Below are 17,269 nucleotides of genomic sequence, written 5' to 3' on the forward strand. Positions count from 1 at the left end.
ACGCCGATTGGCTTCGTCGGTAACTCTTCCCGAGCGGTCGCTTGGGCCGCTGTTTCCTGGGAGGAGAACATGCTGAAGTTTTTGAGTGCAAGCGCGCTTGCGCTGGTACTGTCGTCGCAAGCTTACGCCGCCGATCGGATTGGTGTTTCGATGGGCTACCTGACGACCAATTTCCAGACCTTGATCGCCAATGGTATGCAGGACTACGCCAAGACCAAAGGCCTCGACCTGCAGGTGGTGGATGCCGCCAACGACGTCAACAAGCAGCTCGATCAGGTGCGCAACTTCGCGGCGGGCGGCGTCTCGGCCATTATCGTCGACCCGGTGGATTCGGACGGCACGCCGGCCATGAGCAAGATTGCACAGGATGCCGGCATTCCGCTGATCTACGTCAATATACAGCCAACGGATCTGTCGACGCTCGGAAGGAAGCAGGCTTTCGTTGGATCGAATGAAACCGAATCCGGCACGCTTCAGACGAAGCAAGTCTGTCGCTTGCTCGGCGGCAAGGGCGATGTCGTCGTCATGGTCGGCGACCTCACCAGCCAGGCGGCACGTCAGCGGACACAGGACGTGCATGACGTGCTGAAATCAAGCGAATGCAGCGGCATCAAAGTCGTGCGCGAGCAAGTCGGCAACTGGAGCCGCGTCGATGGCGCCGATCTTGTTTCGAACTGGCTGACCTCCGGACTGTCGTTCGATGCCGTCATCGCCAATAACGACGAGATGGCGCTCGGCGCGATCTCAGCGATCAAGAATGCCGGCGGCTCGACCGACAAGACGATCGTCGCCGGCATCGACGCGACGCCGGACGCACTGCAGGCAATGAAATCGGGAGACCTCAAGGTCACCGTGTTCCAGGACGCCAAGGCTCAGGGCCGCGGCGCCGTGGATACGGCCCTGAAGGCAGCCAAGGGCGAGCAGATCGACAAGGAAGTCTGGATCCCCTTCAAGCTGGTGACGAAGGAGAACATGGTTCAGTTCGAAAGCCTCAACTGAGCAGGGAGGCGTCGGCAACTTAGAGTACCATTGCCGGCGCGGGAAGGACAGGCTGCCCGCATCCCCTTCCCTGATTGTGGCCCGGCGAACGTCCCGTCGCCGTGAGCAAATTTCATCAAATCAATGCTGTCGTTTCGAACCGGCGTCGCTGACACTGACCACATAGTTCCACTCACAGGGAGGCACATCATGGACGACACGCTCTACGGCAGGCGCGACAAGCGCGGCGACTGGAAACCCAACAAGCTTCTACAATATCCGCCTGTTTTCATCTGGCCGGCGAAACCGGCCGCCTTCCTGAAATGGTTCTTCGGCTATCCAGGCTATCTGATGCCCTGGAATGTGGTCTATGCGATTGTCGCAACGCTGCTGTGGCTCTACGCGACGCCCTCCATGGAGACCATGAAGACGCTGGCGCCGGCCTGGATCGCCTATCTTCTCCTGCGCAATGCCGCACTGGTCTTCCTGTTCTTCGGCGCCTTTCACCTGCGCCTCTATATGCAGAAGAAGCAGGGCACGAGCTTCAAATACAATAGCAAGTGGCCGTCGAAGGATAATTCCGCCTTCCTCTTCAGCAATCAGACCGTCGACAACGTGATCTGGACTTTCGCCAGCGCCGTACCCTTATGGACGGCCTTCGAAGTGCTGACGCTCTGGGCTTTTGCGAACGGCATCATTCCCTATGTCGGTTTTGCCGAACACCCGATCTATTGCACCGTCATCATGCTGCTGATCCCGGCGTTCCGCGATCTGCACTTCTATCTCGTGCATCGCCTGATCCACTGGCCTCCGCTGTACCATACGGTCCATAAGCTGCATCACAACAACGTCAATCCCGGCCCCTGGTCCGGGCTCGCCATGCACCCGGTCGAGCATCTGTTGTATTTCTCGGGCGTGCTCATCCACTGGATCGTACCGTCCAATCCGATCCATGCCCTGTTCCATATGACGCATACCGCCCTTGCGCCCGCGCCCGGCCACGCCGGTTTCGACAAGATCGTCATCGGCGAGGATGCTGGGATCGATACCCATGCTTATGACCATTACCTCCACCACAAGTTTTTCGAATGCAATTATGCCGACGGCGTCATTCCGCTCGACCAATGGTTCGGCACTTTCCACGATGGCTCGAAAGAAGCCGAGGACCGCATGAACAAGCGCTTCATGGAACGCGCCAAGAAATATGCTGAAAAGCAGGCGCGCCGCTCCGGCACGCCGGGCTAGCGGAGAGGCAAAGCATGGCCGGGCTCCTCCGTTCGGGACAACGATCTCAAGGACTTGCCGAGGGAGCTCCGCGCTCCATATGCGACGATTGGGCTCTCCCCCCGCCACCGGTCGAACCGGCCGTTGATGACGGGAAATGCCGGAGCCTGCGGCCCTCCTTCCGCAGGCTCCGGCCCTGTCACTTAGGGGTGACTTGAGGTGAGCCCGATATTTTCCACCGTATAGGTCAGGAACGGTACAGGGTCCTTGTTCACAGGTAGATCAATGATCCCCGTCGCGAGAGAATCGTATTCAGGGCGCGCCTTGCCTGGGTTTCAGGCGCCTGATCGAAAACGAGCGTCATCAGGCCCGATGCGATGAAGTGGCGGGTTTCATCGTTGAGCTCATGCGTTATCCAGACGAGTTCCCTTCCCCGTTGCTCCTGAAAGCGCTGAAGCACCGAGCCGACACCGAGATTGGCGCCGCCGGCATTGTAAATACCGATAGTATCCGGGCAGCGGTGAAGCGCCTGCGTCATCATCTCGGCGGACTTCACGTCGTCATCCCGGCCGGTGAGATAGGAGACGATCTGGACGACCTCGACGCCGGCGGCGTGGGCCTTTCTGAGGCTCTCACGGATTGCCGGATGATCGACGGCCGCAACGATCAGGCCGTGGCGGCGAATGCTGCTATTGGCCACATGCGCGGCGAATTTCTCGGGATCATTCTCCTCAAGGAAAGTCCGATGGATCGTGATCGAGCTATCCGACGAAGCGGCGATCCGCTCGAAGGCTCGGTTGAGCCTGCTGAAGAACGGCGATTCCGGCCTGACCAGGATCACCTCGATGCGGATCGTGCCGCGATAGAGGCTTGGAATAAGCCCCTTCTAGCCCAGCCGCTTAGCTGCCAGCACCACCTTTTCCGCCGTTTGCGGCCTGACGCTGCCGCGCTCGTTGAGAACGCGCTCCACCGTTGCAAGGCCAACGCCTGCCGCCGCCGCGATATCCACCAGACGGTTCTTTTTCATTCCGCTCCTCCTTGAGGAAAAATGATCATAATCGGCGTGGAATGTGAAGGGCAATCTCACGCATGCTTGGAACCAGCCGGGAGGAGAAAACGATGCGCGATCAAGGCGCAACGTCAACTTGCTCCCAAGAGTTGGCGACGGTTTTCGCGCTTTGCGAGATTGCAATGAGGAGGAAGAAATGACCACATGGGTTGATGCATGTGCTGCCAGCGAAGTCGATCAGGAGGATGTCGTCCGCTTCGATCACTCCGGACGAACCTTCGCCATCTATCGTAGCCCCGACGACGAGTATTTCGCGACCGATGGCCTTTGCACGCATGAAAAGATCCATCTGGCTGATGGGCTCGTCATGGACGACATCATCGAGTGTCCGAAGCACAATGGCCGCTTCAGCTACAAGACAGGCGAGGCTCGCGGCGCGCCGGTGTGCGTCAATCTGAAAACCTACCCGGTCAGAGTGGAAGGCGATCGTATCATGATCGGGATCGAGGCATGAGCAGCGATACGGGTATCATCATCGTCGGTGCCGGGGAATGCGGCGCACGCGCCGCGTTGAGCTTGAGGGAGAATGGCTATCGGCAGGCAATCACGCTGATCGGCGACGAGGTTCATCTCCCCTACGAGCGGCCGCCTCTTTCCAAGCAGGTTCTGCTCGACGAAGCCACGCCGCAAGCGTCGGCCGTTCTCAATGATATCCGGCTCGATGAGCGGGCGATCCGGCACGTCAGCGGTGCATCGGCAAGCGACATAGACATCGTGGGGAAACAGTTGGTCCTCTCGGATGGCCGGACACTGCCCTATGACAAATTGCTGCTGGCGACAGGCGCCGCACCCCGGCGATTGTCGAACGCGCCCGCCAGCGGACGGATGTTTTATCTGAGGACCTTCGATGACGCGTTGACGCTTCGTTCCTGGCTGCGGGCCGATATGCACGTCGCCGTGCTTGGCGGCGGCTTCATCGGCCTGGAGGTCGCCGCATCGGCGCGCAGTCGCGGAGCCAAGGTAACGGTCATCGAGTCGCAGGAGCGCATTCTCAAGCGCGGTGTGCCCGAGCCGATTGCCAAAACGATGACTGCCCTGCATCGGCGTAACGGCGTCGTCGTGAAATGCGGCGTGACGGTTCTCGGGATCGAAGCGGACGAACAGCGTGTTGCCATCTTCCTCTCCGAGGGAGATATGATCTCGGCGGATGTTCTTGTCGTCGGAATCGGCGCGCAGCCGCGCACCGAGCTTGCCGCTCAGGCCGGGATTGCGGTCGACAACGGCATTGCGGTCAACGAGCGCCTGGAGACGTCGGTGACGGATATCTATGCCGCCGGTGACTGCTGTTCGTTTCCGCATCCCCTATACGGCGGACGCCGGCTGCGCCTCGAAGCCTGGCGCAATGCGCAGGATCAGGGCATCCTTGCCGCCGCCAATCTGACAGGCGCGGCGCGCAGCTATCAGGCCGTTCCCTATTTCTGGTCCGACCAATACGATCATACGCTTCAAATCGCCGGCCTCGCCGATGAAGGACAAATAGTCGTTCGACGGGACCTTGGCGACGGCGCCCTCATCCTGTTTCATCTTGATGGCGAACGGCGGATGGTCGCCGCAAGCGGCGTCGGTCCCGGCAATAAAATTGCCAAGGACATCAAGCTGAGCGAGATGTTGATCGCCAAGCGCGTCATTCCGCCGATCGAGGCTTTGGCGGCCAGCGTGAACCTGAAGTCTCTCTTGCCAAAGGCAGCGCAAGAGATAGCTGTTTTGTGAACTCATGAGCAGACGACATAAGTGCTTGCCGTCTTCACGCCCTAATCGCGCAGGCTAAGCTCACTATATCTCCTTCTGCTCTGACGGGCTGGCTGTGACATGGTCGTCGCATTGTTGGAGCGGCAACATCGTCTATGAGGAGAATATTGATGCCCCATCTGATCTTGAAAATGGTGTCGGGACGAACCGAGACACAGAAGCGAACCGTGGCTGAACGCCCGACCAGAGTTGTCGTCTCGGCGTTCGGCGTCGATGAAGACTCGGTGTCCGTCGCGATAGAAGACGTCGCCATGGCCGATTGGACCAAAAGTGTCTATGTCCCGGATATTCAAGCCAAGCCCGACACAATCTATAAGAAGCCCGGTTATGACCCATTTCCATAAGGTGGACGGGCCGGCATATTTGAGAGAGGCTTTCCAGAGAGACGCAGAGCGCCGCCCGAGCCGATGTCCAGAGCAAGCCTGTCATAATCCTCAACGCTCGGATGCCGCGTTAGCAACGGTGCCCGATGGGTCGCGCTGATGACGAGCACGGAAGCGCCTGACGCTTCCGCTGCCTCTATTCCTGCAGGCGCATCCTCAAAAACAAGACAGTTTTCAATAGGTTGTTCCAATATTTTCGCAGCAAGAATGAAGCAATCCGGTGCCGGCTTGCCGCTCTGCACATCCTCGCCGGCGATCAGAACCGGCGGCCAGGGGAGCCCGGCTGCTTCGAGGCGAACCCTCGCTAACTCTCGCGGAGCGGAAGTCACGATCGCCCACCGGTCTCGCGGCAGGCTTTTCAGGAAGTCGATGGCGCCCACAATCGGTTCGACGCCGGCAACGTCATCGATTTCGGCCTGCGTGAGGATTCTGGCCTCTTCGGCGGGATCGATCCCCGACAGGCCAAGCCGGGTAATCGTCTCGATCGCCTTGCGGCCGTGAACGGTCGCCAGCAAACTGACGGCGTCAACGCCGCGTCTCTCCGCCCATGCGGTCCAGACCCGTTCGCCGATCGCAATCGAATTTAGGACGGTTCCGTCCATGTCGAACAGGAAGGCGCCGAATGAGCGGTCGTCAAAGCGCATCAGGATCGATCCTCGGCTTTTTGATTGGATGACAGGCGATCGAGAATGGCTTGAGCGGTGTTGGCGTCGGTGACCAAAGCATTGATCATTCCCGATCGGGCCGCTCCGATGATGCCGCTTGCCTTACCGGGGGTCGCTGCGACCGCGATACAGAGCGGCACCTTGCGCAATTGCTCGGGCGAGGCCGCAATCATGCCCTCCTCTCCATCCCAATGCAGGACTTCGCCGGCTTCGGTGACATAGTGGCGAAGGACGTCGCCGGCGGCATGGCTCAGCGCCTTTTCGCCCGGCAACGCCGTTTCCGAAGGGTTTGCGGCATGCGTCAATCCGACACCGACGATCGCTGCATCCAGCCTGTCCCAAAGGGATGTCACCTGTTGCACGGTAGGGTCACCCAGAAACGCGTCCCGGAGTTCGGCCGAGGAAATATACGGCGCATGCAGGAAGTGCGGCACGCCTCCCATTTGGGCTGCCGCCTGGCGCACGAATTCATTGATCTGGAAGTGTGGAGCTGCCTGCTGCATGCCGCCGTTCAGCGCGACCGTGACAATGCCGGGCAATTGCGGCAGGCCGGCCAATGTCACCTCGCGAACTGCCCTTCCCCAACCGATGCCCAAGGTCGAACCCGAGCGCAGGCCGGCCTGTTGCAGAAGTGAGCCGACCGGTGCGGCGAGCGCGCTCAGGACGTTTGACGACGACGTATCGATCACGGCGGCGGTGCGCAATTTCAGGCCGTCGATCAGCGCGGCACTCAGATCCTCCGCGGGTGAAAGATCGATCACCTCGATCCGGACGATTCCGATCGCCCGGGCTCGCTGCAGCAATCGCGAAACCGTCGCCGTCGATAGACCCAACTTCCTGGCGATGTCCACCTGTGACATGTCGGACTGGTAATGCAATTTGGCGACCGTATGCAGCAAAGCGCGATTTGCCGCAGCCTCCTGCGATTGAGACGAATTCAGGTTGAAATTCCTTTCTGCAATGTGTTACACATACGGCACTTGAGGAGTTATCGCTTAAAAAGGCCGGTTTCGCAACGTTTATACCGCGCATGAGAGCCCTCAATTTCAAGAGCAATGCCTCTTCGGGGAGTGGAGAAGGCATGTGCGGATGGGTGCCGTTTCGCAACGGCTGGAGGAAGGATCATATGACAAAATTGACGACAGCGGAGATGCGCGGCTACCAGCAGATTTGCGGTAGCGACGGCGCCATGATGGTGATTGCCTGCGATCAGCGCGGCGGCATGCGCAGCCTTCTGGCCAAGGACCCGGCCGAACAGGCTGCCATCTCCGACAAGGTGCTGGGGGACACGAAGGCCGATATCGCGCGGTTCCTTGCAAGCAAGGCGTCCTGCGTTCTCGTCGATCCGATCTGCGCCGTGCCGGCGCTGGTCGATGACCGCGTCCTTCAGCGCGATACAGCGCTGCTGATCGGCCTCGATGCGTCCGGCTGGGATACCTCGCCGGAGGGCTATCGTCTGTCGAAGCTGGTTCCCGGCGTTTCCGCGCGCCGCGTGCGGCAGTTAGGTGCGACCGGCGGAAAGATCATGGTCTATCTGCGCTCGGATCGCGATGCGGCGAATGTCCATAATATGCAGATCCTGAAGCAGTGCATCGAAGACTTTGCTCGCGAAGATCTTCTTCTCGTCGTCGAATTCCTGACTTACAAATTCGAAGATGAGGACGAGGCCGAGTATAAGGCCAAGCTGCCGGGCCTGATCGTCGGTGGCAGCAAGATCTGCCTTGAGCGGGGCGCAAAAGTCCTGAAGATCCCCTATCCGGGATCGTCGGATGCCTGTACCGAAGTCACGCGCCTTGCGCGCGACGTGCCGTGGGCAGTACTGTCGGCCGGTGTCGACCATGCAACCTTCCTGACGCAGGTGGAGGATGCCATGCGCAACGGCGCCTCAGGCGTCATCGCCGGCCGTTCGCTGTGGAAGGATTGCATCTCGCTCGACCGTTCGGTGACGAAAGATCGGCTGGAGACGGTCGCGGTGCCAAGGCTTCGCGAAATTCAGGCCGTCATCGCAACGTACTTCAAGGGCGCAGGCTCGCACGGCGCTGATCAAAGGCAGCGCGCCAATGGCTGACATCGCCATCGGCGTCGATATTGGCGGCACGAATATTCGTGCCGCCCTCGTCTCCGCTCGCGGCGAGATTCTTGCCAAACTGTCGGAACGAACCCCGACCGATCCCCTGCAGGTGCTGGAGCGCGTCGTCGCAATGGCACGCGAACTCGACAGAGCCGAAGTCTTAGGGATCGGCGTCGGCATACCCGGGCGGGTCGACGTCGACAGTCGCGAGATCCTGTCCGGCGGCATCCTCAACCTCGCCGGCCTCGACTTCGTGCGGCGGATCGAGGCAGCCCTTGGAAAGCCGGTCGTCGTCGAGAATGATTGCAGCATGGCGCTGATTGCCGAAATGCGGATCGGTGGCGCCAAGGGCTATCGGAATGTCGCGATGTTGACGATTGGGACGGGCATCGGCGGCGCTGTCGCCCAGGCCGGGCGCATTTGTCACGGACACAGGGCAGCCGGACAGCTCGGCCACATCTGCGTGTCTCAGGACGGTCCGCCCTGCCCTTGTGGCCGGCGCGGTTGCGTCGAAACCTTTAGTTCCGGAACCGCGCTGCGGCGTCATATCGCCGAAGCGGGATTGTCCGTTGTGACGATCGGGGAAATTTTCAGCATGGCAGCCGATGGAGACGAGACAGCGGCGCGCGTCTTGCGCCAATGGGCAGTCCCCTTGCGGGCCGCACTCGACAATATCGCGGCAACGATGGATCCCGAAGTCATCCTGCTTGGCGGCGGGCTCGGCTGCGACGCGGCGCGCGCGCTTGCAGACCTGCCGGCGGTAGCACCTTGGTTCTGCCCCACAATATTGCCGGCGAAACTTGCCGACGATGCCGGCGTGATCGGCGCGGGCCTGTCGATTTTCGCCGATGAAGTCGCGCAGAGAAAACGGGTCGTCCTGGTCAACGGCGTGCCGGCCTCTGGGAAAAGCCGTCTTGCCAAGGCTTTGTCCCAGCGAACCGGCTGGCCGATCCTGTCTCTCGATGGTATCAAAAACCCCTTTCTCCAGCATATCGGACGAGTCGACCGCGACTTCAACCGGACCCTGGGAAAGGCGAGCTACCAGGCGATCTGGTCTGTCATCAGGCAGGCTCCGGCCGGCTCGACCTTCATCGTCGATGCCTGGTTCGGTTTCCAGCCGAAAGCCCAACTCGAAAGCTATATCAGCGCCGCGAAGATCGGGCATGTCGCCGAGCTATGGTGCAAGGTGCCCGGACCGGTTGCGGGCGAGCGTTACGCCAGCCGGCTGGAGGATCGATTGCCAGGCCATCCGGGTGCCGAATATGTACCGGAACTGATCGCACTTGCCGATCGGGCCGAGCCGATGGGCTGCGGTGCCGTGATGACGGTGGACCAGACCAAGGAGCCGGACATGAACGCGATCCTGGCCTGGGTCTGGCGCGTGTTCGACCGCGAATAATAAGTCGCCGTCCGGGATGGACGGGACAAATGCGTGATGATGCCGAACGTCGTGCGACGCTATGTCTCCCGGCGGATAATGATATTGCGACTACCATCGAATTGTTTAAGTATATCAATTGGATAAAAGAAATTCCTTGCAGAAAAAAATTGCTTGACGCGCCGTGGTAACCCACTGATTATCGCTGTGCCGGACAGGGGAGGTTCGGTTTCAAGAGGAGGAAAATTATGGAGCGCCGCTCATTTCTTAAGGCTTCGGCCGTGGCATCGCTCGCGACAGGTGTTGCGGCCGTCGCCGGCACCACCAGAGCAGCAGACAAGAAGTTTACGATTGCCCTTATTCCGGGTCTGACGACCGATGCTTTCTACATCACTATGCGCAAGGGCGCCGAGGCCGCGGCCAAAGCCGTCGGTGCGACGCTGGTGTTTCAAGGCGGCCCCGATTTCAACCCGGTGACGCAGGTGCCGGTTCTCGATGCGGTGATCGCCAAAAAGCCCGACGCTATCCTCATCGCTCCAACTGACAAGGATCAGTTGGTCCAGCCGCTGAAGAAGGCCGAGGATGCCGGCATCCCGATCATCACCGTTGATACTTTCATCGGTACGGGTGTGTATCAGACGGGCAAAGGCGATGCCGATTTTCCGCTGGCCTACATCGCTTCTGACAACCTGCTCGGCGGCGCGATTGCCGCACGCGCGCTGGCAAAAGCCGTCGGCGAAAAAGGCAAGGTCTACGTTTCCAACGTCAAGCCCGGTATTTCAACCACCGACCAGCGCGAGCAGGGCTTCAAGGAGGAAATGAAGAAGTATCCGAACATCACCGTTCTGGAGACCCAGTACAACGATGACGACGCCAACAAGGCGGCATCGCAGCTGCAGGCGGTCTTTGCCCGCAACTCCGATCTTGACGGTGTCTTCGGCGCCAATCTGTTCTCCGCCCTCGGTGCCGCCAACGGCGTGCAGCAGGCTGGCCAAACGGGCAAAATCCGCGTCGTGGCCTTCGATGCGCCGACGTCGATCGTGGACAACATCAACTCCGGCCTCGTCGATCTGGCAATCGCACAGCACCCGGCTGAAATCGGCTATTTCGGCGTGATGGCAGCCTATGCGCACCTGACCGGCAATTCGATCCCGACGGCGATCGGCACCGGCTTTACGGTCATCGACAAATCGAACGTTACCGACAAGAATGTCGCGAAGTTCATCTACTCCGATTAGTCCGGAGATAGTCTGTGCCTCGCCGAAGGGCGAGGCACATCATCCAACGATGATAGAGCGAACGGCGCCCTAAGCTTCGCGCCTTTAACGCTTCAGTTTGGACCAGTCCATGACAATCGACAATGCAGAGATCCGCAAGGCGGATCACCACGTGGCGCCTCAGGCGGACCACGGCGACCAAGCAAAAACCATCCTAAATCGCATCGCGCAATTGCGCGCGTGGCTCTTTCTTGCCGCGCTGATCGTTGCTTTCGAGATCTGGGCGCGGATCGATTTCGGCGGCACCTTCATCGGCTCGAGCTTCAACTGGCAGTCCGTCGCGGTCTTCGCGGTGGCGCCGCTGCTGCTAGCGATCGGGCAGACCTTTGTTATCATTTCCGGCGGCATCGATCTGTCGACCGGCTTCATCATGGGCCTTGCCGCCGTCGTCGCCGCGCATATCGCCACTATCGCCGGGCTCTACATGCCCCTGCCGATAGCGATGGTATTCGGCATTCTCGTCGCCATGCTGGCCGCCGCAGTCCCCGGCTTGATCAACGGTCTGCTGATCTCCCGTCTCAAGGTTCCGCCATTCATCGGCACGCTTGGCATGTTCGGCGTCGCGCGTGGCACGGCCTTCCTGATTGCCGGCGGCACCACCGTGCCGGTCAAGAATTCTTATTTCGCCGAACTCGGCAACGGGCGGTTCTACGGCGTGCCCTATCTCGTCATCGTCACGCTCGTCTTCGTGGTGATCATGCATTACCTGCTGAGCCAGACACGTTTCGGCCAGCATAACTACGCCATCGGCGCCAATGCGCAGGCCGCGCGCCGCGCCGGCATCGACATCAAATCCCACCTGCTGCGGCTCTATATTCTTTCGGCCGTCTGCGCAGGCTTGGGCGGCGCGCTCTATGCGGCCCGTTTCACCGCGGGCGCGGCCCAGGCAGGCGAGCCTCTGCTGCTCGATAGTGTGGCTGCCGTCGTCATCGGCGGCGCGAGCCTGTTCGGCGGTTCCGGCACGATCGTCGGCACCATTGCCGGCGCGCTCGTCATCGCCGTCATCCAGTACGGCCTCGTCTTCATGAACGTGGAGCCGTTCTGGCAGTTCATCGCCGTCGGCATCGTCATCATTATTTCGGTGCTTATCGACCAGGCTCAGCGCCGGTTCAGCGGAGCGAAACAGGATGAATAGTGCAACTCCCCTCCTCGAGGTCCGCAATCTCTCGCGCTATTTCGGCGCGGTGCGTGCCCTCGACAATTGCTCCATGGTCGTGCGGCCCGGTGAGGTCGTGGCGCTTGCTGGCGATAACGGTGCCGGCAAGACGACGATGATCAAGGCGATCTCCGGTGTCTATCCGCCAACCGCGGGCGAAATCCTGATCGAGGGCAAGCCCGTCACCTTCTCGTCGCCGCAGGATGCGCGCGAGAAAGGTATCGAGACGATCTACCAGGATCTGGCGCTGGCCGACAATCTGACGATCGGTTCTAACATCTTCCTTGGGCGCGAACCGATGAAGAAGCTCTTCGGCTTTCTGCCAGTTCTCGACCGGAAGGCCATGGCGGAAGCGGCGCGCAAGACGATGGCGGAGCTCGATTTCCATGTGAAGCGGCTTGACGCACCGGTCAGCAACTTCTCCGGCGGCCAGCGTCAGGCGGTCGCGATCGGACGCGCGGTTTATTGGAATGCCCGCATTCTGGTCATGGACGAGCCGACGGCGGCGCTCGGCGTGCCGGAACAGCGCAAGGTCGTGGCCCTGATCAAGTCGCTGAAGGCGCAAGGGCGCGGCGTCATCTTCATCTCGCACAACCTGCAGGACATTTTCGCGGTCTCCGACCGTATCGTCGTCCTGCGGCGCGGGATCGTGGCCGGCGAACGCAACATCGCCGACACCAATCACGAGGAAGTCGTCAGGCTCATGATCGGCGGTTAAGCCGTCATCGAACCAATTCCGTTCAAATCAAAGTGATAGCGATAACGTCTGATCGCTATCACTTTTTTGTTTGCATCAGGCCCCTTGGCGCTGCCTGAGCTTTTTCCGGCCGAATATGCCTCGCAATGAGATAGCGTGTTCTTCAATCGATATGACTGTCGCCGGCCACGTGCCGTGCTATGCGTAATATCTGCTATTCCGACGACCAATATCGCCTGGAAGAGCGTTCCGGCGAAGATCGCGGGATACCGAGCGCACGTCTTGGAGGCAAGCAGGAATGAGCAGGACGGATAATATCGTATCCTTCAACGGAGCGCCCCCGACGGCCAACGATATTGCTGCAATCGCGCGGCGCAACGCCAGGATCGCGATTTCGCCTGACGTCAAAGACAAGATCGCCGCCGCCCGCGCTGTCGTTGAACGCTATCTGGCGGCGGACCGGCCCGTTTACGGCTTGACGACAGGATTGGGCGCGAGCGTCGACACTCGCCTCGCCACCGACGACCTGATCGCCTTCCAATTGCGCGTGCCGCAGGCGCGTGCAGTCGGGGTCGGGCCAGCGTTGCCGCGCGAAGCCGTGAGAGCAATGATGGCCGCGCGCATTGCAGGGATGGCGGCAGGCGGCTCCGGCGTGTCGCTCCCGGTTTTCGCTGGTCTCGTCGCTGCTTTGAATGCCGACTTTCATCCAGTGGTGCCATCGCTCGGCTCGATCGGTGCCGCCGATCTCGCGCCTTTGGCGCATATGGCACGGGCTCTGTTAGGAGATGGCGAAGCCGAAGTGGATGGTACGATGATGCCCGCATCGGACGCTCTCTCGAAAGCCGGCCTGAAACCGCTGCCGATCGCGCCAAAGGATGGTCATGTGCTCGTCGTCGCCAACAGTCTTTCGGTCGGCAAGGCCTGCCTTTGCATCGAGGATATCGAGCGGCTGTTTGATTGGTCGCATGCGGCTGTCGCGCTGAATTTCGAGGCCTTCCGGGCGAATGTCTCAGCCTTCGACGATCGCGCGCTGGCGGCCCGGCCGGCCTTCGGCCAGCGCGAGGTGGCGGCGAGATTTCGCGAGGTGCTTTCCGGAAGCTCTCTTCTCATGGATGGCGCGGCGCGGCGTCTGCAAGACCCCTTGAGCTATCGCTGCGCTCCACAGGTATGGGGCGCCCTTCTCCATGCGATCGGCGAGGCCCGCGCCGCGACCGAAATCGAACTTGCAAGCTCGAGCGACAATCCTGTCGTGCTGGCCGACGAAGGGCTTATCCTGTCGCATGGGAATTTCGACATGACGGCCTTCGCTCTGGCATGGGAGCGGCTCAGCCAGGCAATCGCTCATTGTGCAGCGGCGACCGCCTATCGAACCATGAAGATTATGTCACCAGGCATATCGGAGCTGCCGCGCTTCCTGACGCCGCTCGGACAGAGCAGAACCGGTTTTTCCACCGTGCAGAAAACGGTCTCGGCACTCGAAGCCGAGATACGGCATCTGGCGATCCCGGTCTCGCTCACGCCCATTCCCGTTGCGGACGGCCTCGAGGATCAGGCATCCATGGCACCGAGCGTTCTGTCTAAGATCGAAGCGATGATTGAGCGGTTTCGCTATCTCGTGGCTATCGAGCTTGTCGCATCCGCCCAGGCCGTCGAACTGCGCGGTGTAGCGGGCGAGCTTGGTGGCGGGATGCAGCACGCCTATCGAAAAGTGCGCGAAATGGTCGCGCCGCTGGAGGAAGATCGTGCGCAGGGGCCTGATTTTCAGAGACTATCGGAATTCATCATGAATGCCGATGCCAAGGAGACGAATTCTTGATCGATATGGCGGCAGAGTGGCCTGCTCCGTCACCTCGCGTTTCCGCAGGCCGCCCATGCGGCCCTCATTATTCGATAGACCGGAGCGGCCGTGAAAGGCCTGGAGAACGGCAATGCAGGAAATCTGGATCGACTATCTGAATGCCATCGACGCCAAGGCGCTGGCGCTTTCCAACGACGAAATTCTTGACGCCGTGACCAAGGCGCTCGATGCGCAGGGGCGTGGGGAGACCGTCATCGAGCCTCGCGTTCACCTCGTGCCGGAGAGTTCCGACAAGGGCCATTTCAACGTGCTGCGCGGCTATGTGAAGCCGCTCGACTACGCCGGCGTCAAGGTCGTCGGTGATTTCGTCGACAACTACAAGCAGGGCCTGCCCTCGGAAATGGCGGTCCTCAATCTGTTCGATCCCCGCACCGGCGTGCCGAAGGCCATCATCGATGCGACAGCCATCACCGACATGCGCACCGGCGCCGTCACCGCCATCGGCGCGCGCCATCTCGCCCGCAAGGACAGCAAAATTCTCGGCCATATCGGCGCGCGCGGCACCTCCTATTGGAACGTGCGGCTGCTCGATCATCTCTTCGATTTCGATGAGATCCGCGTGCATTCGCGCCGTCCAGAAAGCCGCGACGCCTTCGCCGCGCGGCTGGAGAAGGATCTCGGTAAGTCGATCATCGTGACGGACAATTGGGAGGAATGCCTGAACGGCGCCGACATCATGATCGAGGCGAGCCGCCTGCCGGAGCCGACGCCGCTCTTCAAGACGGCATGGGTCAAGAAAGGCGCCTTCGTCGTTCCCTACGGCACGATGAGCGCGCTCGAATTCGACCTGACCGATATCATGGACAAGGTCGTGGTCGATGACTGGGGGCAATGCGGTCCCGGCCGCCCCTTCGGCGCGCTGCGCCGTCATGTCGACGAGGGCAAGGTGACCGCCGAAACACTGCATGCCGAGATCGGCCAGATCGTTTGCGGCGCTAAACCCGGCCGCGAAAGCAATGACGAGACCATCCTTTTCTGGCATCGCGGGCTCAGCACGACCGATGTCGCGCTCGGCGCGGCGATGGTCGAAAAAGCAAGGCGCATGAATATCGGCCAGCGCCTCCGGTTCGCGTGACGAGCCATGACAATGTCTCCCGCCCCTGTCCCGGCCATTGCCTGTTCGCGAATGTACAATCTGAGCCCGAAAATATCTGGGCTTTGGGATTGTCTTTTTCGTTGGCTTGCGGATCGGTCTCATGTCGAACTGGAGATTATAGCCCATGCCGCCCCGGCGCCGCTTTCCGAGCTATGGACGCGGCTGGACATGGGCGCCGTCTTCATGTGCGGCTTTCCGTTCTCCAGACTTGCGAAAGCCGAGCGTCCGCTGCCGCTGGCGGCGCCCGTTTCGCTGGCGGACTGGGCAACTGGGCAGCCGGTCTATGCCAGCCATATCGTCGCCGCGCGTGACAGGCCGCTTGCGGAGGCCGATCTTGCGACGGCGCGCTGGGGTTGGACCGTGCGCGACTCGCAATCCGGCTACAATGCGCCACGCGAATTCTTTGCAGCCCTTGCCGATGGACGGCCGCCAAGCGCGACCTTTGGCCCGCTCCTTAATCCGCGCGGCGTGGTCGAGGCGATCCGCTCAGGCGCCGTCGATGTCGGTGCGATCGATGCCTATGCCTACCAGCTGCTGGAGATGCACGAGCCGGAAACGATTGCATCATTGCGGGTCGTCGCCACGACCAAGCCGGCGCCCTTCCCTCTGCTGGTCGCCTCCCGACAGCAATCCCCCGAAATCGTCGCCTCGCTTCGCGCCGTTCTCCTTGGCGCACACCAAGACCCACAGGGGCGCGATATCCTTGGGTCACTCGGCCTGGCTGCGTTCGCGGAACCGGATATTGCCGCGTATGAGCGGCTGCCGGCGCGAGCGCGTGCCGTCGATGAAGCTCTCGGGACCTGGTGAAGTTTCGGGCGAGCCTTCGTCACTTTCGCTCAGCGAAAGGAAGCGTTCAATAGGCGGCACATCCCGTGCCGACGGCTTGCTTCAGCAGTTTGCCGGCGGCAACACGAAGGCATTCCTCGAACGCGGTCAGATCCAGAAAGAGCTGATCCGTCGCGACCTGGCGCGTTATGATGATGCCGTCGCGGGCCGCGATGCCGCCGTCGAGCATCAGATTGTCGGCCATGTCGAAATTTTCCAGCGCCATTCCGTCGGGACCACGGTGCCGTCCGTCCGGACCGAGACGAACGTCGCCACCGTAGAGCCCGCTCACACGCTCGAAGTGGTTTTCGGTGCAATTGGAAAATGCGAATGCCGGGCAGCCGCGTGCGCACATGAAGCCGAGCTCGAACGCCGTGCCGACATCCGCCGCAATACCGCGATACGGCGTCAGGTTGGCGATGATGAGATCGGCACTCGACATCAGTGTCTCGTTGATCGCGCTGATGGCAAGACCACGCTGCCGGCGGGTCTCCGTCTCCGGCACCACCAGATCACCGGGCGAAACGGGTGTAAATCCGTAGCTGCGAGCCAAAGCGATCTTGCGATCGAGGATTTCCCTTGCGTTGGGAAGAAAGACTTCGGGCCCTGCTAGATATGCTCTCAATAGCTTTGCCTCTCGATACGATATTGCACCGCGGGAATTGCGGAACCATATGAAGCCCTATGGCCGATTCAAGCCTCTTCTGCCATAGCCGGAAACATAATTTACGAAAACGCGAAATAGAGGCGATTGCCGTTCCCGGCCGCTGGCGAGGCGCGTATAGTCGCTCAGGATCGAATGACGCCGACGGCCTGCGGCAGGTGACGGAATTTGTGGGGTAT

The 17,269-nt window shown here is 60.8% G+C and carries 16 protein-coding genes and 1 pseudogene; 13 read left to right on the forward strand and 4 right to left on the reverse strand.

Annotated elements, in window-relative coordinates; translation table 11 throughout:
* The first annotated feature begins 69 nt into the window (after positions 1–69).
* Both HGP16_RS11400 and HGP16_RS11405 read left to right on the forward strand, forming a co-directional pair.
* Complete coding sequence (locus HGP16_RS11400; RefSeq protein ID WP_168840123.1) at positions 70–999, forward strand: sugar ABC transporter substrate-binding protein; 930 nt, start codon at positions 70–72, stop codon at positions 997–999.
* A 189-nt stretch (positions 1,000–1,188) separates the two neighbouring features.
* Positions 1,189–2,223 (forward strand): sterol desaturase family protein, encoded by a 1,035-nt coding sequence (locus HGP16_RS11405; RefSeq protein WP_168840124.1) that lies wholly within the window; start codon positions 1,189–1,191, stop codon positions 2,221–2,223.
* A gap of 182 nt (positions 2,224–2,405) precedes the next feature.
* Here the strand turns inward: HGP16_RS11405 and HGP16_RS11410 are convergent.
* A pseudogene (locus tag HGP16_RS11410) lies at positions 2,406–3,229 on the reverse strand (LacI family DNA-binding transcriptional regulator).
* A 178-nt stretch (positions 3,230–3,407) separates the two neighbouring features.
* Between HGP16_RS11410 and HGP16_RS11415 the strand changes: the two are divergent.
* From HGP16_RS11415 to HGP16_RS11425, 3 genes are all read left to right on the forward strand, one after another.
* The gene (locus tag HGP16_RS11415; RefSeq protein WP_168840125.1) at positions 3,408–3,725 is read left to right on the forward strand and encodes a MocE family 2Fe-2S type ferredoxin; all 318 of its coding nucleotides are present in this window, start codon (positions 3,408–3,410) and stop codon (positions 3,723–3,725) included.
* Positions 3,722–4,981 carry an NAD(P)/FAD-dependent oxidoreductase gene (locus HGP16_RS11420; RefSeq protein ID WP_168840126.1) on the forward strand — a complete coding sequence of 420 codons (1,260 nt, stop codon included), beginning with the start codon at positions 3,722–3,724 and terminating at the stop codon, positions 4,979–4,981. Before HGP16_RS11415 ends, HGP16_RS11420 begins: the two co-directional genes overlap by 4 nt.
* A 149-nt stretch (positions 4,982–5,130) precedes the next feature.
* Positions 5,131–5,364 carry a tautomerase family protein gene (locus HGP16_RS11425; RefSeq protein WP_168840127.1) on the forward strand — a complete coding sequence of 78 codons (234 nt, stop codon included), beginning with the start codon at positions 5,131–5,133 and terminating at the stop codon, positions 5,362–5,364.
* On the opposite strand, the gene HGP16_RS11430 is transcribed toward HGP16_RS11425, so the two are convergent.
* Both HGP16_RS11430 and HGP16_RS11435 read right to left on the reverse strand, forming a co-directional pair.
* Positions 5,346–6,047, reverse strand: coding sequence for an HAD-IA family hydrolase (locus HGP16_RS11430; protein WP_168840128.1), 702 nt, complete (start codon positions 6,045–6,047; stop codon positions 5,346–5,348). The two genes, HGP16_RS11425 and HGP16_RS11430, sit on opposite strands and share 19 nt — an antisense overlap.
* The gene (locus HGP16_RS11435; protein ID WP_205927502.1) at positions 6,047–6,967 is read right to left on the reverse strand and encodes a sugar-binding transcriptional regulator; all 921 of its coding nucleotides are present in this window, start codon (positions 6,965–6,967) and stop codon (positions 6,047–6,049) included. Before HGP16_RS11435 ends, HGP16_RS11430 begins: the two co-directional genes overlap by 1 nt.
* Positions 6,968–7,194: 227 nt before the next feature.
* On the opposite strand from HGP16_RS11435, the gene HGP16_RS11440 reads away from it, so the two are divergent.
* The 8 genes from HGP16_RS11440 to HGP16_RS11475 all read left to right on the forward strand — a co-directional run bounded on the left by HGP16_RS11440 (position 7,195) and on the right by HGP16_RS11475 (position 16,408).
* Positions 7,195–8,136 (forward strand): tagatose-bisphosphate aldolase, encoded by a 942-nt coding sequence (locus tag HGP16_RS11440; RefSeq protein ID WP_168840129.1) that lies wholly within the window; start codon positions 7,195–7,197, stop codon positions 8,134–8,136.
* Positions 8,129–9,538 carry an ROK family protein gene (locus tag HGP16_RS11445; RefSeq protein WP_168840130.1) on the forward strand — a complete coding sequence of 470 codons (1,410 nt, stop codon included), beginning with the start codon at positions 8,129–8,131 and terminating at the stop codon, positions 9,536–9,538. Before HGP16_RS11440 ends, HGP16_RS11445 begins: the two co-directional genes overlap by 8 nt.
* A gap of 227 nt (positions 9,539–9,765) precedes the next feature.
* Complete coding sequence (locus HGP16_RS11450; protein ID WP_168840131.1) at positions 9,766–10,755, forward strand: substrate-binding domain-containing protein; 990 nt, start codon at positions 9,766–9,768, stop codon at positions 10,753–10,755.
* Positions 10,756–10,864: 109 nt separating this feature from the next.
* Positions 10,865–11,929: an ABC transporter permease subunit gene (locus HGP16_RS11455; protein ID WP_168840132.1), complete on the forward strand. Its 1,065-nt coding sequence runs from the start codon at positions 10,865–10,867 to the stop codon at positions 11,927–11,929.
* Positions 11,922–12,668, forward strand: coding sequence for an ATP-binding cassette domain-containing protein (locus HGP16_RS11460; protein WP_015343065.1), 747 nt, complete (start codon positions 11,922–11,924; stop codon positions 12,666–12,668). The genes HGP16_RS11455 and HGP16_RS11460 overlap by 8 nt, the downstream gene beginning before the upstream one ends.
* Positions 12,669–12,945: 277 nt before the next feature.
* Positions 12,946–14,463: a histidine ammonia-lyase gene (gene hutH, locus HGP16_RS11465; protein ID WP_168840133.1), complete on the forward strand. Its 1,518-nt coding sequence runs from the start codon at positions 12,946–12,948 to the stop codon at positions 14,461–14,463.
* Between the two features lie 112 nt (positions 14,464–14,575).
* On the forward strand, positions 14,576–15,580 hold the full coding sequence (locus HGP16_RS11470; RefSeq protein ID WP_168840134.1) for an ornithine cyclodeaminase family protein: 1,005 nt from the start codon (positions 14,576–14,578) through the stop codon (positions 15,578–15,580).
* Positions 15,581–15,631: 51 nt separating this feature from the next.
* The gene (locus HGP16_RS11475) at positions 15,632–16,408 is read left to right on the forward strand and encodes a PhnD/SsuA/transferrin family substrate-binding protein (RefSeq protein ID WP_168840420.1); all 777 of its coding nucleotides are present in this window, start codon (positions 15,632–15,634) and stop codon (positions 16,406–16,408) included.
* Positions 16,409–16,454: 46 nt separating this feature from the next.
* Here the strand turns inward: HGP16_RS11475 and HGP16_RS11480 are convergent, their stop codons facing one another.
* The gene (locus HGP16_RS11480) at positions 16,455–17,051 is read right to left on the reverse strand and encodes a nucleoside 2-deoxyribosyltransferase (protein ID WP_168840135.1); all 597 of its coding nucleotides are present in this window, start codon (positions 17,049–17,051) and stop codon (positions 16,455–16,457) included.
* Positions 17,052–17,269: the final 218 nt, after the last annotated feature.

Origin of the sequence: Rhizobium sp. P40RR-XXII, from assembly GCF_012641405.1 — a bacterium.
In the GTDB taxonomy this organism is placed as follows: domain Bacteria; phylum Pseudomonadota; class Alphaproteobacteria; order Rhizobiales; family Rhizobiaceae; genus Rhizobium.